Annotated in this window: 13 protein-coding genes; 2 read left to right on the top strand and 11 right to left on the bottom strand. The window is 61.8% G+C overall.

All coding sequences use genetic code 11. The annotated features are described in order from the left end of the window. Positions 1-206: 206 nt before the first annotated feature. The 5 genes from PJE01S_RS24485 to PJE01S_RS25135 all read right to left on the bottom strand — a co-directional run bounded on the left by PJE01S_RS24485 (position 207) and on the right by PJE01S_RS25135 (position 5,475). The gene (locus PJE01S_RS24485; RefSeq protein ID WP_245660728.1) at positions 207-542 is read right to left on the bottom strand and encodes a hypothetical protein; all 336 of its coding nucleotides are present in this window, start codon (positions 540-542) and stop codon (positions 207-209) included. A gap of 50 nt (positions 543-592) precedes the next feature. Next, on the bottom strand, positions 593-1,048 hold the full coding sequence (locus tag PJE01S_RS11215; RefSeq protein WP_068833686.1) for a FecR family protein: 456 nt from the start codon (positions 1,046-1,048) through the stop codon (positions 593-595). A 10-nt stretch (positions 1,049-1,058) separates the two neighbouring features. Continuing rightward, positions 1,059-3,503 (bottom strand): two-partner secretion domain-containing protein, encoded by a 2,445-nt coding sequence (locus PJE01S_RS11210; protein ID WP_068833685.1) that lies wholly within the window; start codon positions 3,501-3,503, stop codon positions 1,059-1,061. Positions 3,504-3,526: 23 nt separating this feature from the next. Continuing rightward, on the bottom strand, positions 3,527-5,137 hold the full coding sequence (locus tag PJE01S_RS11205; protein WP_068833684.1) for a ShlB/FhaC/HecB family hemolysin secretion/activation protein: 1,611 nt from the start codon (positions 5,135-5,137) through the stop codon (positions 3,527-3,529). Between the two features lie 194 nt (positions 5,138-5,331). Next, the gene (locus PJE01S_RS25135; protein ID WP_157090293.1) at positions 5,332-5,475 is read right to left on the bottom strand and encodes a hypothetical protein; all 144 of its coding nucleotides are present in this window, start codon (positions 5,473-5,475) and stop codon (positions 5,332-5,334) included. A gap of 532 nt (positions 5,476-6,007) precedes the next feature. On the opposite strand from PJE01S_RS25135, the gene PJE01S_RS11200 reads away from it, so the two are divergent. Next, positions 6,008-6,766 (top strand): type IV toxin-antitoxin system AbiEi family antitoxin, encoded by a 759-nt coding sequence (locus tag PJE01S_RS11200; protein WP_068833683.1) that lies wholly within the window; start codon positions 6,008-6,010, stop codon positions 6,764-6,766. Further along, positions 6,759-7,673 (top strand): nucleotidyl transferase AbiEii/AbiGii toxin family protein, encoded by a 915-nt coding sequence (locus PJE01S_RS11195; protein WP_068833682.1) that lies wholly within the window; start codon positions 6,759-6,761, stop codon positions 7,671-7,673. Before PJE01S_RS11200 ends, PJE01S_RS11195 begins: the two co-directional genes overlap by 8 nt. Before the next feature lie 1,382 nt (positions 7,674-9,055). Here the strand turns inward: PJE01S_RS11195 and PJE01S_RS11190 are convergent. The 6 genes from PJE01S_RS11190 to PJE01S_RS11165 form a co-directional block, all read right to left on the bottom strand. Next, entirely contained in the window at positions 9,056-9,382 is a 327-nt protein-coding gene (locus PJE01S_RS11190) for a helix-turn-helix domain-containing protein (RefSeq protein WP_068833681.1), read from the bottom strand. Between the two features lie 112 nt (positions 9,383-9,494). Beyond that, entirely contained in the window at positions 9,495-9,995 is a 501-nt protein-coding gene (locus PJE01S_RS11185; protein WP_068833680.1) for a MarR family winged helix-turn-helix transcriptional regulator, read from the bottom strand. Positions 9,996-10,116: 121 nt separating this feature from the next. Continuing rightward, positions 10,117-10,521 (bottom strand): PaaI family thioesterase, encoded by a 405-nt coding sequence (locus tag PJE01S_RS11180; RefSeq protein ID WP_084389473.1) that lies wholly within the window; start codon positions 10,519-10,521, stop codon positions 10,117-10,119. After that, positions 10,514-11,476, bottom strand: coding sequence for a hydroxymethylglutaryl-CoA lyase (locus PJE01S_RS11175; protein WP_068833730.1), 963 nt, complete (start codon positions 11,474-11,476; stop codon positions 10,514-10,516). The genes PJE01S_RS11180 and PJE01S_RS11175 overlap by 8 nt, the downstream gene beginning before the upstream one ends. 23 nt (positions 11,477-11,499) lie before the next feature. After that, entirely contained in the window at positions 11,500-13,137 is a 1,638-nt protein-coding gene (locus tag PJE01S_RS11170) for an AMP-binding protein (protein WP_068833678.1), read from the bottom strand. Continuing rightward, entirely contained in the window at positions 13,127-13,927 is an 801-nt protein-coding gene (locus PJE01S_RS11165) for an enoyl-CoA hydratase/isomerase family protein (protein WP_068833677.1), read from the bottom strand. The genes PJE01S_RS11170 and PJE01S_RS11165 overlap by 11 nt, the downstream gene beginning before the upstream one ends. Positions 13,928-13,938 lie beyond the last annotated feature (11 nt).

Here is a 13,938-nt window from a genome sequence, read left to right as displayed (position 1 = left end):
GCACCGGCTCAGGCATCGTGCAGGACAACGCCGACCACAATTTCGCGGTGCAGTGGGAAGACTCTTTCATCATGCCTGATCAGGAACACCCGTCTGACGGCACCCACCGGTAAGGCCGGCCTGACCCGGAGGGCGGAAGAATCCGGTCACCGGCTGGCTCGGCTATCTGACGGCCATTCGTTACTTCAATGGCCTGCCGGGCAGTACTAGCGTACTTCGCAATCAACAGTGTTCGACTTGGCGGGGCCAGTGCTTGCGCCGGGCCCGGTCGACTGGTTGAATGCTGGTGGCGGGGTGAACTGTATCCCCGGATTCTTCGGCACGATAACCGGCGGTTGTTTGATGGAGGCTGTATACCCAAACTGCCCGGCGGAAAAGTTCGTCGTACCAGTCGGGTTGGTGACATGGATCAGGCCATCGAGGACTTGCACATATAAACCCGGCGCCCTGCCCTGGGAAGGAGTGGGCACCTGCGCGAAGACGGGTGCACCGTGCAGGACTGCAAGCAGGGCTGCGAACAAGGCGATGGGTAATTTTTTCATGGAAGTTCTCGCTGTATGTGGAAGTGGTCCGGCAGTGAGGAGGCGGCCATTCAAGGCGGCGTGAGGGAAACAATCATGGACGCGCTTCCCTGCAGCGTTCCCATGGGCGTGGTGACCACGGTGGCGTCCTGGCTGCGCTGCCCCAGCAGCCCCGCGACGCTGCGAAAGCCGCCCTGTACCAGGTTCAGCTCGACCTTGTCCTGCTGCGGCTTGTCCGCATCGTAGGTGTAGCGTGTCAACACCAGCGTGGATTCAGGCTGCAGGGTGAGTTCGGCACCGTCCACGAACTTCATCAGGGCATAGGTATTGCGTTCGGTGATGAGCGTGTCGCCCTGCCTGACCTGGGAATTCACGGCCAGCACTCTGGCCTTGCCGTTCATGTCTTTGGCCACCAGCAGACCCGACAGGGTGGCCACCGAGCCGACGGCCTGGGCGTGTACGTCTTGCGCCACCAGGAGCAGGACTGCCAGGGGCAGCAGTTTGATGAGGTGTGTAAGCGGTTTCATTTGCCGCTCCTTAGTTGCAATACATCTTTTTCACGGGGTCCGTTTTTGCGATAAGTTTTTCATCCTGCGCTTTTGAGGAAGGCTTTCCGTCGTCTTTGGCGGATTTCTGGTTGTCCGTAGCGCTGCCGCCCGCAGTTCCGATCTGGGGGCCGGAGCTGGTCAGGGGTGATGGGCCGATGGGGCTGCTCAGGATTGAGTTGATGATGTTGACGGTGCTGTTGAGAGCGGAGGCTATCGGCCCACTCGCCGTGCCGAGGGCTGGGGCAAAGGCCGCCGTGACTCTCGCGGCTGAATTTCCGCTTCCCGGGTAAGAGACAGAAAAAATCGGGCCGCCGTTGCTGGATGAGGCTGGCGGTAGATTGACCTGGCTGAAGGCCCCGCTGTTGCTGGGGCTACGCGCGAACACGATGTCGGCGAAAGCGCCGCTTGCCGATGCGAAGGTGCCCAGCGTGCTGAGGTTTAGCGTGCCGCCCAGGCCGGCTGAGCCGTCGATGTCGAGCAAGTCAAACTGGCTGCTGCCCGTGCCGCTCAGCTTGATGTTGAGCACGCCGGTGCTGCCTTGCTTGTAATTGCCTTGCACGGTGAGCCTGCCCAGCGCCGCGCTGGTGCCGGGCGACACCGTGCCGTTGTTGAACAGTGTGGCACTGCCGCCCAGGGCGATGACGCCGCTGCCGCTGATGCTGCCGTTGTTGTACAGGTCCGCCTGGCCGCTGCCCAGCGTGGCGCCGGCTTGCAGCACGATGGCCCCATTGTTGGGGTTGGAGGCGGACAAGCCCGCGTCCAGCTCGCCCTGGTTGACCTGGACAGTACCGCCCGCAAGGTTGGCCAGCGAAAGAGAAGTGGAGCCGGCGCCGTTCTTCACGATGGTGCCGCTGTTGTTCAGAATGCCTGAGACCGAGGCACCCGCCCCGGCCAGGTACAGGCTGCCGCCGGTCAGCACGTTGACGGTGGCGGCATTGAGTGTTGACGTTGCCTGGTTCAGGTAGACGCTCCCGCCTGCGGCAACGTTGAGCGTGCCGTTGGGAGCGCCCATCGTGCCCTCCGACACATTGAGCGCACCGCCATTCAGGTCGATGTTGGCGTTGAGCTGTACCGCATGGCCTGTCATTACCGGAGAATTGCCCTGGTAGTTACTCTTGAGGTTGAGGGCGAGCTTGCTGTTGCTGCTGGTGATGGGTGCGTTGATGATGATGTTGTTGCTGGCGTTCAACGTCAGCGCCGAATCCACATTGCCGGTTTTGTTGATGCCTGCAGACACGGTGATATCGCCCAGCGCGGTCGTGGGACTGCCCGTGGTGATGCTCACGTTGGTGCCCAGGTCGAGCTGCGTGACGATGGTGCCGGCGCTGATTTGGGCACCGGTTTCTGTAGAGACGATGGCGTTGCCGCTGGTGACCGCCCTGTCAGGGCCGGCGGCGACGATCTCGATATCAAGCGGGTCGATATGCCACTCGCCGCCCCGGCCCACCACAGGCGCGTTGACGACGTCCAGCATGCGCCGGCCCGAGGTATCGACATAGCCGCCCGGGCCGGTGCTGCCGGTGGCCGAGACATTGCCGTCTATGTGTGCGGCGCCATCGGCATACAGCACCACCTGGCCGCCGCTGCGGCCGTTGGCGCTGATGTCGGAAGTTGCGGATGTGGCCAGGTCGCCCGACGCCCGCAGGAAGATGCGGCCGCCTTCGCGCACCACGCTGGAGGCATTGATGCTGCCGCTGTTGGCGATCAGGCCTGCGGCCAGGCCGATGCGGCCGGCTTCTGCCGTGATCCGGCCCAGGTTGCGGACTTCACCGGGAACGCCGGTGATCGCCACCGAAACGCCGGGCGTGCCGGTGTCGACGAGCTGCACGGTCTGCCCGGCGGCCAGCAGCACTTCGCCGTTAGGTGCATTCAGCGTGCCCGTGTTGCTGACCTTGGGGCCCACCAGGTAGATGCTGCCGCCGCTCGCGGCATTGATTGTTCCGGCGTTGCGCAGCTCGCCGGGCGTGCCGCCGGCTTTAAAGGTCAGGCGGCCCGCGAGGAAATCGCTGTCGCTGACATTGAGTGTGCTCACAATAAAGCTGCCCACGTCGATGCGTGCACCGGCACCCACCATGATGCCGGCCGGGTTGATCAGCCACAACGCGCCGTTGGCCTTGATCTGCCCATAGATCTGCGACGGGTCGCCGCCCGTCGTGCGCGCCAGGAGCGCCGAAGAACTGTTGAGCTGGCGAATGTTGACCAGCGCGCCCGAGCCGACATTGAAGGTCGAGAAGTTGACCAGTGCCTGGGGCGTGGCCTGGTTGATGTTCAGCGTCGTGCCGTTCTGTGCGATGGAGACATTGCCGGAAGCGACGCTCCAGCCCGTGGGCAAGGCGCCCGCCGGCAGGGACTGCGCGAACAGCTGCGTGCTCGTTGCCGTGAACAGGGCGGCGGCGAGCAGGCTCAGGGACTGGCGTTTGAAATGCGGGTGCATGAGATACCCCTTCTGTTCTTTATTTAGAATGCAAGCGTCGCACTCAGGTGCGCGTTCCAGTCGCCGCGCTTCTCGCTCGCCGAGGTGCCCGCGTTGTTGACACGGGCCAGGTCCAGGCGCACCGCGAAGTCGCGCCCCCATCCATAACGCAGGCCCACGCCCATGCTGGACACGGTGACGCTGCGCGGCACGCCGGTGCCGGCTGCCTGGCTGTTGGCGCCATAGCCCGCGTCATGAAAAACCAGCGCCCGCAGCTGGCCGGGTAGCCCGGCCATGGCGGCCAGTTCCGGCGTATAGATTTCGGCGTTGACAACCATGCCGCTGTCGGCCGCGACCGCGCGCTCCTGGAAGCCTCGCACCAGCGCCGAGCCGACAAGGCCGAACTGCTCGCTGGCGACCAGCGGGGTGTCGGTGTATTGCGCGCTCCCGGCCAGGCGTGCCTGCCAGCCGCTGGCAAAGCCCTTGAAGAGGGATGCGCTGCCGTGCAGGGCCATGAAGTCGTCGCGTGTGCTGCGGTTGCCGGGCGTCAGGAAGGAATACCTGTCGGTGCGCCCATCCAGGTTGGTATAGCGCGTGCCGCTTGGCAGGTTGCGCGACAAGCCGACACTGAAGGCGGTCACCTGATCGACGCTTTCGCGCTGGCTGCTGTAGGTAAGGCTGAGCGGCGTTGTTTCGTAAGGAACGCAGGCGGCGATAGGCGGCGTCGGCGGCTCTATGCTTACCGCCACGCCGCCCACCTCGCAGCGGGAGTCGATCCGCTTGTGGTCCAGGCCCAGCACAAGCTTTGCGGTGCTTTCACCGTTGCGGCCCAGGAAATGGTTCCAGCGCAGGCCGTAGATGTCGCCCTTGCCGGTGAAGCCCAGCGCGCCGCCCAGCGTGGGCGACGAGGCGGGGGAGTTGACGCTGGACTTGCCGTAGATGAAGTCCACGCTGTCGCCCATGCCGTACAGAGGGCTGCGGTAACCCACCGAGAACAGGTTCACGTGCACCCCCGAGGGGCTGTCGGGCGACGTGGTGTAGGCCAGCGTGCCGACCTGGTCCCGGTTGAACAGGTTGGCATGCTGCAGCGCCACGCCGGTGCGCCAGCGGCCGCTGGACGGCGAGCCCGTGTTGTCGAGCGTGGCGATGAGGCGCAACGGGTTGTTGTCGGTCACCGCGACCTTGGCGTCGATAGCGCCGGGATTGGCGCCTTCACCCAGGGTGACGCTGACTTGCTTGGCCGGGTTGTCGTTGGCCAGCTGGATGGACTCCGATATCTCGCGCAGGCTTGGGGGTTGGCCCACCCGCAGCCGCGCAAGGCTGGCGCGGATGTTGTTCTCGTCGAAATTCTGGTTGCCGCTGATGGTGATCGACGAAATCACGCTTTCCGTCACCTGGAGCTTCACGGTGCCGCCAGTCAATTCCTGCTCGGGCACGGACACCTGCACGGCTGTATAGCCAGCCTGGCGGTAGGCCTGCTCCAGTGCTTCGATCGCCAGCTGTACATCACCATACGCACGCTCGTGCCCGGTCAGCGGCCCGAGCAGGCGCTCGACCTCCGACGCGCTCAAAAGCGTGTTGCCATCAACCTGGAAACGTGCAATGTCAAATCGTTCGTCTGCCGCGCCGGCAGTTGCGGCCACGACGGCAAGCATCCCAGTCAGGCCGCGCCGGGCCAGATATCTCATCAAGCGTCGACTCATTTTTTTTGTCATTCACGGGGACCGATGGGCTGAACAAATGACTTGCGAGCGAATTCGCCAAGAATTCTGTTCAGGACTTGCGTTGCAGCAACCAAGTGTAATGAGTAGTCCAAAGTGTAACGAAAATAGACGAATTACTGCTGTAGTTAACGCGGTGCAACTTTCGGCGTGTAGGCGCCGATGCGGGCAGCAAAAAGAAAAACCTCCCTTGTGGAGGTTTTGACCAGAGCGAACCATTGAAAAAATGACGGCCATCCATCGTCATGGCTTTCAGCGGTGGATTCGTTCAATACCGCTTTCGACGGGACTGCGCATCTGACTAGGAACACCCGTCTGATGGCTGTGCTTGCTCTACCGCTTCAAGCAGGGACAGAGCATGATTCGACCTGCCTTTCGAAGTAATGTTATCGGCCGCGAGTCGATGTCACAGCAAATGCTTGCTCAGTGGGCTAGCAAAGTGATGCATGAAGACCGAACCGCCCAGGACTCTGGGCTGCTGCGCCAGTTGCGCGCAGGCAAATCAGACCGTACAGGGGGAGCGTGAAATATGCGGGCGGCGCTGAAAACTAAAGTACCGCGTTCACGCTTTGAGGAGGGCGGCTGACGGGGTCTTAGCCATCGGGGTCTGGTTGTCCAATCTTTTGATCGAACTTCGCATAAGAGTAGTGGACATTACGGACACTGGTTAGCTCGTCTTTGTTGAGAGTCAAAGTGATGATTTTTGATTGGATAATGTCTTAAAAGTAGTACAAAACACTAAAAATCATGATTAATTCAATCATGATTCTTGAGATTGATTAGAAATTGTGCTATTTTTAGCATATGGATAGAACTCGACGACACGCTCTAATCAAGAAGCTCCAGACCAGTCTGCCGCGCGGGATGCCGTTCGATCTGGCCACTCTGGAGCGTATCGGTGTGTCTGCCCAACTCGCGGCCCACTACGCTGAAAGCGGCTGGCTGGACCGGTTGGGCCAAGGCGTTTATGCGTTTGCCGGTGACACCCTGAGCGCGCATGGCGCGATCAAGCTCCTGCAAACCCGTGTCGTTGGCCTGCATGTGGCAGGCAGGAGCGCACTGACGCTTCAGGGCGTGCGCCACAACCTCGCGACGCGCGAGGCTTTAGTGTTGTGGGGTGACGTGCGCTTCGCGCTGCCCGCATGGTTTACCTCCCGATTTCCATCGCGTTATCTGTCGGCCAGGTTGTTCAACTGGCCGGACAGCACACTTGCCGACAACAGTCTGACCACGCCGCCCGGCGTAACTGATGGCTTGCGCGTATCGGTCCCGGAGCGCGCCGTCCTCGAACTGCTTTACGAGGTAGGCACGCATCAGGGACTGGAGGAGGCGCGTAACCTGTTCGATGGTCTACGCAACCTGCGCAAAGATGTTCTGGGCGAGCTACTGCAGTCCTGTACCAGCGTCAAAACCGTTCGCCTGTTCCAGACCTGGGCACGGGAAACCAACGTTGTCGATGTGGAAGCCCTGCAAAAGCAGTACACGCTGCCCGTCGGCAGCGACAAACGATGGATCACCCGCATGAAAGATGGCAACCTGTTGAGTCTCAAGCCTCATGGATAAAGCCTACGCCGATACGGTCCGCCTGCTGCTGACCGCAGCACCCGATGTGTTCGCCAACGCCATCTTCGCCATGAAGGGCGGTACCGCCATCAACCTGTTCGTGCAGGACATGCCTCGGCTTTCGGTCGATATCGATGTGGTCTACACGCCTTGGCAGACCCCGCGCGAGCAGGCCTTGAAAGCCATCAGCGACGAACTCGACGCCATTGCCGGTCGCCTGGTCCGACTGGACCTGACCACACGCAAGGTCAACTCCAGGGATCTCGGCGACACCAAGCTGCTGATCGAGAACGCCGAATCCCAGGTAAAAGTCGAAGTCAACGTGGTTTTTCGCGGCACGGTTCTTCCGGTCGAGCGCCATCCCTTGAGCCCGAAGACAGCCGGCCTGTTCAGCGTGGCGCTGGAACTGCCAGTCCTGGCACCGGCGGAGCTGTATGGGAGCAAACTGGTCGCGGCCATGGACCGCCAGCATCCGCGCGACTTGTTCGACGTGTTGAAGATGTTCGAGTCTGGCGGCTTGTCGGACGCGGCTGTGGAATGCTTTGTGACCTACTTGGCTGGGCATAACCGGCCCACCCACGAAGTGCTGTTCGGCAATGAAAAAGACATCGCCCATGAATACCATCAGAATTTCGTCGGCATGACCACCGAGCCAGTCAGTCTTGAGGTCCTGCTGGAAACCCGTACCAGGCTGCGCGAGGAACTTTCGCGACGGCTGACGGGACAGCACAAGCAGTTCCTGATTGGTCTGGCCCGTGCACAGCCTGACTGGACTTTGCTCCAATGTCCGCATGCCGCCGAGTTACCGGCATTGCGCTGGAAAGTGGGCAACCTGCAGACCTTTAGCCAGCGTCGGCCAGCGGACTTTGAAAAGCAGGCAGCTGCTCTGGAGGCTCTGTTGGCGTGATGCCGTGTGTAGTCGAAGCGAAGACCATGGCAGGCTGATCGAGGTTCCCCTTTGACGGCAGCATTTCCCCGGTGCACCGCATCCAGTACCGGTTGATTCGAACCGGCCGGAAGCGCTGGTGTTCATCGGTTCTCAGGTCTTTGAGTTTGCGCTCAACCTCGTTCACAGATCAGTAGGACACTGGCTGCGTGTTGTTCAAAATAGGCGCCCTGATTTTCTGGGGGTACGCTACTATTTTAGATAGGAGCTCTTGCGAGCAAAGGAGAATGAGATGGACATCTTGGTGCTGAGCATCGTGGCCGGACTGGTTGTGATCGGAGGCATCTGGATGGTTACTCGGGACACCAAACCCGAGGAAAAGCATCAGGACGACCATCGCATCGCTTGAATCCACGTTTCAAAAATGGAAACCCCGCCTGGCGAAAGCTGGCAGGGTTTTTCTTGTGCGCCCAGCATGGGCGCACTCCCGGAGGTGCAAGTCCTCCCGCGAGTTGACCACCGCGAGCGAAGTGAAGCGCAACTGCATGAGGGTGACCGAGTGTGGGAAGGAAGCGCAACTGCATGAGGGTGACCGAGTGTGGGAAGGAAGCGTGGCGCGTATCCAGAACGACAGACCTCAACACACCGACACAGCAATCGATCAGACCGTGTCACAGGACGGTAGTTGGAGCACATAACCCCAATGTAGCGCTAGTCCGGCCATCATGCGCGGGCGCCGATCAGGGGACTTGGCGAGCACCGAGCGCGAGCTGCAGGGGGACATCGTGCATCGAGCTGGAAGACACGCCAACTGCCAAAAAAGAGATCCCCTGCGCCCGTTCGTTCGGCCATCCGAGCGTGTGCATCAAGGGGCAGGTCAAGACTGACAGCGGCTGTAGAGATTTTCGAACTGGGCGCTCCAAACCGGTCACCGAGCTCTGCAAGTCGAATGTCGGCAATGTGGCGATGATTTCAATGATTGCAGCACCCGCACCCTGCCAGGAGCAGCCACTCGTGCGGCGAGCGCATACCTGTCACTCGAGCGCCGGCCGATGGCAACTGTGTAGGCGATGAGGCGCGACCAACCGAAATACCTGCATTGGCGCGCTTACAAGTGGCCATGGCCGTTGAATTGTTAGCATATGAGGCCGAAGGCATAGCGGCATGGGTACAACATAGGAAGGGATAGCCGATCCAATTCCCTGTCGGCTATTTCGTCGTGCAACCGGGGATAGGCGGTCTCTTCAACGCGGCTCATCGATGGACGCTGCCAATCATTGGGTAGATCACGGTACTTCGTTGCCTCTCACCGCTATCTGCTCGCGCACGACCGCCTCAAAGATTTCAGCGTAACGACCGAGACCAGCGTCTGATGGAGCGAGCACCACAGGGCAGACGATAGATCAGGCGAACTGCAGCTCGTTTTTTCCGGCGCGCCGCCGCACGGGGCCGACGACAATCGTCACTTCGTGGCCCAACTTGGCCACCAGTTCCAGCAGCTTCGCTTCGCTGACGCCGCGGAACTGTCCTCGAGTGATGCGCGACACCTTCGACTGATCGATGCCGAGCAACGCGGCGGCACCGTCTTGCGTCAGACGGCGTGCTTTGATCGCGCGGGCGATCTCGCCCGCGCGTTGGGACTTGGGTTGCATCTCGGCCGCGTCGCCATAACCCAGGTCGGCGTAGACGTTGGTGCTGCCTTCTTCGGTAATTTCGCTATATCGGGCCATCACCGTGCTCCTTGCTGTGCTAGCCAAACCTCGTAATCCTGCCGTAACAGCGAGAGTTTGGCTCCAGATTGGCATCATCTGCCTGAATGTGCTGATTCTTGGTTCATAGCCGTCAGGTACTGTGTCTATTTTTTGTCGCCTTCTGTCGCGCCTCGTCCAGCATTTCGCCCGCCCGGTCGGTCAGCTGCGCCAGGATGCGCTCGAGGCATTGCCGGTCGTCTTCGCTGAGCACTGAGAGCAAGGCCTCATTACGTTTGACGGCCTTGGGAAAGACCTTGCGGTAGACGGATTTACCTTGCGGCGTGAGGGACAGCTGCACGCCGCGGCCGTCATTTTCGTCGGCGCCGCGTTGCAGGAGGCCGCGTTGGATCAAGGCGGAAACGATACGGCTGGCCTGGCTTTTGTCGACATTGACCTCGCGGGCTAGTGCCTGCAGCGAGAAAGGAGAAAAGGCGCCAAGCAGGCCGATGATTCGCCACTCGCGAGAGTCGAGTTCGAACTCCTGTTCGTTGACAAGGGCGGCGATCTTGCTGGACAGGTAGGCCAGCACGTTGAGCCGGAAGGAAAACAGCTCCTTGAGATTTGCGGGCGGCTGGCGATCGGGAGAGGTCATTCGGGTGGCAACGCTGGCTGTCGGTTGGAAGTTAGGCGATAGCATAGTGGATAGGCCTCCGTTTTGCGTGGTTTCTCGCGTCAATTCGACTCTGAACGTCGCTTGGGCAGCCAGTCATCCATCAACGTGCCTTCGCGCCGGCCCGGCGCAGCCGCATGGTGGCCATGGCCGTGGCGACCAGAACGCCGTCTGTGTCGCGCACCTCGCCCCGGCAGAACGCCAAGCTCCGCGACTGAGAATCGACAAAACCAGTGGCTGTCAGCGTGCCGGCGGCCGGCGCCATGAACTGCACGTGCAGGTCAACCGTGCCGCCGAGTTCCAGGCCCTCTTCCATGGTGCGTGCGGCACGGGCCATGGCGCTATCGAGCAAAGTCGCCAGCACCCCACCGTGAATAACGCCGCGACGATTGTTGAGGTCAGTCTTCTGCACCACTTGCAGCCGCACCTGGCCGGCCTCGGCCGACATCAAGGTAACGCCCATCCACTCGGTGAAAGGTGCAACGTCTAAGTACCCCTGCTCACTCATGCGGAACGGCACCCATCAAAGGCAAGGTGTTCAGCGGATTGAGCCCACTGCGTGTGACCCTGCCCTGTAGTTCGCGACCTAACGCGGCCTCGCATTCAGCGGCGACAGTGAGCAACTGCGCACGGTCGATGCCGGTGCGAACGCCCATGGCCTCGAACAGGTCGACCAGATCTTCGGTAGTGACGTTTCCGGTGTGTCCACCGCCGTACTTGACCTTGACCGGGTGGCCTCCAACACCGCCGAAGGCACAGTCGAAATATCGCACGCCGGCTTCCAGCGCGGCGACGTAGTTAACGATACCGGTGCCGCGTGTGTCATGGAAATGAGCAATGGCCTCGACCCCGGGCAGTTCTGCCTGCATGCGTTTGAACAGTGCACGGGTGGTCAGCGGCGTAGCAACGCCTGTGGTATCGCCCAAGGTGACATGGCGCACGCCGAGCGCGGCAAAGCGCGCGGCGTCTCTCATAACCGAGTCCGGGCTCACATGACCTTCGAAGGGGCAGCCGAAGGCCATGGAAATGGTGCCGACAAGGCGAAAGCGCCCGCCGGCTGCAGCGACCATGGCGGCGATATTGGTCCACTGGTCTTCGCGGGAGCGCGCCAGGTTTTTGAGCGAATGGGAATCGGTGGCGCTGACCAGCAGGCTGATCTCGTTGGCTCCGAAACCTTGCGCCTGGTCGGTCACGGCGCGTTCGACGGCGCGGACATTGGCGCAGGTGGCTTTGTAGAACACGCCGGGTTTGCGCGGAAGGGTTCGCAGCACCTCGCTGGCGTCGCCGAACTGGGGGATCACCTTCGGATTGGAATACGAGGTCGCCTCGACCCGCGGGAAGCCGATCTCGGCAAATCGGCTGATGAGAGCGACCTTCCGCGCGGCACCCAGAATGGCGATTTCATGCTGCAAGCCATCGCGAGCAAAGCATTCGCAAAGCATCACGTCGCGGTCTGAATCCATGGCATTCAACACAACTCCCGAGCTCATGGTGCCGCCTTGGTCGGTGCCAGGTTCCACAGCTGGATGGCGTGTTCGCGCAGCTTGTTCTTTTGCACTTTCGAGCTGCCGGTCATACCTATGTTCTCAAAGGTCTCGACAATCTCAAGGTAACGCGGCACCTTGAAATTGGCGGCGCGTTCCTTGCACCACTCGACTAGCGCTTCGCGGCTGACTTCTTCGCCCTCCTTCAACAACACGAAGGCACCGGTGACTTCACCCAGGCGCGCATCAGGCACGCCGATGACCTGGGCTTGGCGCACAGCCGGGTGGGCGTGCAGCACTTCCTCGACCTCCGACGGGGCGACGTTTTCACCGCCAACACGGTACATGTCTTTCAGGCGGCTGACCATACGCACACGGCCTTCACTGTTCATCTCGCCGAGGTCGCCGGTCTTCAGCCAGCCGTCTTGACTGAAGGCCTTGGCGGTCGCTTCGGGCATCTTGTAGTAGCCGCGCATGACGTTCCAGCCACGCACCTGGATCTCGCCGTGCTCGCCTGCCGGTTTGGGCCGGTCGGTATCGGGGTCAGCTAAACGAACTTCGGTGCCGGGGTGCGGAAAGCCGAAGCCGTTGATACGCAGCGGCAGTGGGTCATCAAAAGACGATAGCAGCACGTTTGGCGCGGCCTCGGACTGACCGTAGGCGTTACAGAGGCCCGGCACGCGCATACGCGAATGGATCTGCTCCATCACCTCGGGGCCGGCCGCGGCCCAGCCGCCGCGCAGGTGGAGCTTGCTGGCGTCGAAGCCGGGGTGGCCCATAAGCATCAAAAAGATGGTGTCGTTGCCGGAGATCAGGCTGCACCGCTCACGGTCCAGGATGGCCAGGTTCTCGGCCACGTCGAACTTGGGCAGCGAAAGCAAGCAGCAGCCGGTGCTGAGACTGACCAGCACCGACAGCGTGCTGCCGGCGACATGGAAGAAAGGCCGGATACTGAAGTAACGGTCGTCGGCGCGCACACCCATGCGTTTGGCGGCCGCCTGCGCATCGAGCAGCATATTCGCGTGGCTGAGCATCACCCCCTTGGGGAAGGAAGTGGTGCCCGAGGTGTACTGGATCAGCAGCACGTCGTCCGCCTTGACGGCTTCGGCCAGCGTATCGAGTGCATCTGGCTCGACGCTCTCGCCCGCCGTGATGAAGTCGGCATACGCGCGACAACCCGCCGGCAAGGCGCCCCTGCCGATCATCACGGCCTGGCGCAGCTCGGGTAACTCGGCGCCGGGCAAGGTACTGGCGGCAGCTGGCTCGGCGGATTGCAGCAACTCGCGAAAATCGATGCCCAGGAATTCGTCGGTAAAGATTAGCAGGCGCACGTCGGCCTGCTTGAGGCAAAAACGCAGCTCTTCGGTCTTAAAGCGGGTGTTGACCGGTACGGTGACCGCGCCGATGCTGGCGATGCCAAGGAAGGTTTGAATCCACGCACCGCTGTTGCCCATCAAGACGCCGACGTGGTCGCCATGCTGGACGCCGGCGGCATGCAGCGCGGCGGCGGTGCGGCGGGCGCCTGCCGCGATGTCATTCCAGCTCAGGCGCTCACCGGGGCCGACGTAGGCATCCTGCGTGCCGAACTGGCTGGCGGTGGTCCGCAGTGTCGCGGCGGCGGTGGTCGGGTCAAGCGGCATGTTTAGTCTCGGTTGTTTCGAGCTGGTTGGCTTTGGGGTCTTTGTCATTGCCGAACTTGGCGATGGCGCCCTTCCAGTCGCTGTGGCGCAGGTTTTCCTGTATTGCGAGCAATTCGACGGCCATGGCGCCCTGGCGGGTGGTTTCCAGGCCGGTGTCGATGCTGTGCTTGGTCAGGCGTACGGTGAGCGGGTTGTTCTGGGCGATGGCCGCGGCCATGGCGTCAGCTTCGGCACCGAGTTGATCGGGCGCGTAGACATGGTTAGCCAGTCCCAGCGATTGCGCTTCGGCGGCATCGACCATGCGCCCGGTGTAGAGCAGTTCCTTGGCCATGCGGCGGCCGACGATTCGCGGCAGGCGTTGCGTGGCCCCTACGGTGCGCCAGCCGACTTCGGGATACTTGAAAGCGGCCTCGGTGCTGGCCAGCACGAAGTCGCAGGCCGCGGCGATCTCGCCGCCCGAACCGAAGGCTGCACCCTGCACGACGGCAATGACGGGGATCGCCAGGTCTTCGATGGCGGCGTAGGCGGTGAATCCCTCGACACGGCGCGCGACCATGTCGGCGGTGGTCATGCCCTGGCGTTCCTTGAGATCGGCGCCGGCGCAGAAGACCTTGCCGGCGGCCTTGATGAGCAGCACGCGGATATTAGCGTCGGCGCCTGCGCGTTCACAAGCTGCCACGATGTCACGGCACATCTGCAAATTGAGAGCGTTGCGGCTGTCGGGGCGGTTCAGGGTCAGGGTGGCGACGTGGTCGTCCACCTTGAACAGCAGGGTATCGTAAGTGTTCATGGTGATGTTGA

The organism is Polaromonas jejuensis NBRC 106434, from assembly GCF_001598235.1.
Taxonomy (GTDB): Bacteria; Pseudomonadota; Gammaproteobacteria; order Burkholderiales; family Burkholderiaceae_C; genus Polaromonas; species Polaromonas jejuensis.
This window is presented reverse-complemented; position numbering and strand designations above follow the sequence as displayed.

Bases quoted from the DNA above. Each gene is read 5' to 3' on its own strand.
- PJE01S_RS11210 (WP_068833685.1), bottom strand. From the start codon at position 3,503: ATGCACCCGCATTTCAAACGCCAGTCCCTGAGCCTGCTCGCCGCCGCC.
- PJE01S_RS11195 (WP_068833682.1), top strand. From the start codon at position 6,759: ATGGATAAAGCCTACGCCGATACGGTCCGCCTGCTGCTGACCGCAGCA.
- PJE01S_RS11175 (WP_068833730.1), bottom strand. From the start codon at position 11,476: ATGGATTCAGACCGCGACGTGATGCTTTGCGAATGCTTTGCTCGCGAT.
- PJE01S_RS24485 (WP_245660728.1), bottom strand. From the start codon at position 542: ATGAAAAAATTACCCATCGCCTTGTTCGCAGCCCTGCTTGCAGTCCTG.
- PJE01S_RS11205 (WP_068833684.1), bottom strand. From the start codon at position 5,137: ATGCTTGCCGTCGTGGCCGCAACTGCCGGCGCGGCAGACGAACGATTT.
- PJE01S_RS11185 (WP_068833680.1), bottom strand. From the start codon at position 9,995: ATGACCTCTCCCGATCGCCAGCCGCCCGCAAATCTCAAGGAGCTGTTT.
- PJE01S_RS11170 (WP_068833678.1), bottom strand. From the start codon at position 13,137: ATGCCGCTTGACCCGACCACCGCCGCCGCGACACTGCGGACCACCGCC.
- PJE01S_RS11180 (WP_084389473.1), bottom strand. From the start codon at position 10,521: ATGAGTGAGCAGGGGTACTTAGACGTTGCACCTTTCACCGAGTGGATG.
- PJE01S_RS11200 (WP_068833683.1), top strand. From the start codon at position 6,008: ATGGATAGAACTCGACGACACGCTCTAATCAAGAAGCTCCAGACCAGT.
- PJE01S_RS11215 (WP_068833686.1), bottom strand. From the start codon at position 1,048: ATGAAACCGCTTACACACCTCATCAAACTGCTGCCCCTGGCAGTCCTG.
- PJE01S_RS11165 (WP_068833677.1), bottom strand. From the start codon at position 13,927: ATGAACACTTACGATACCCTGCTGTTCAAGGTGGACGACCACGTCGCC.
- PJE01S_RS11190 (WP_068833681.1), bottom strand. From the start codon at position 9,382: ATGGCCCGATATAGCGAAATTACCGAAGAAGGCAGCACCAACGTCTAC.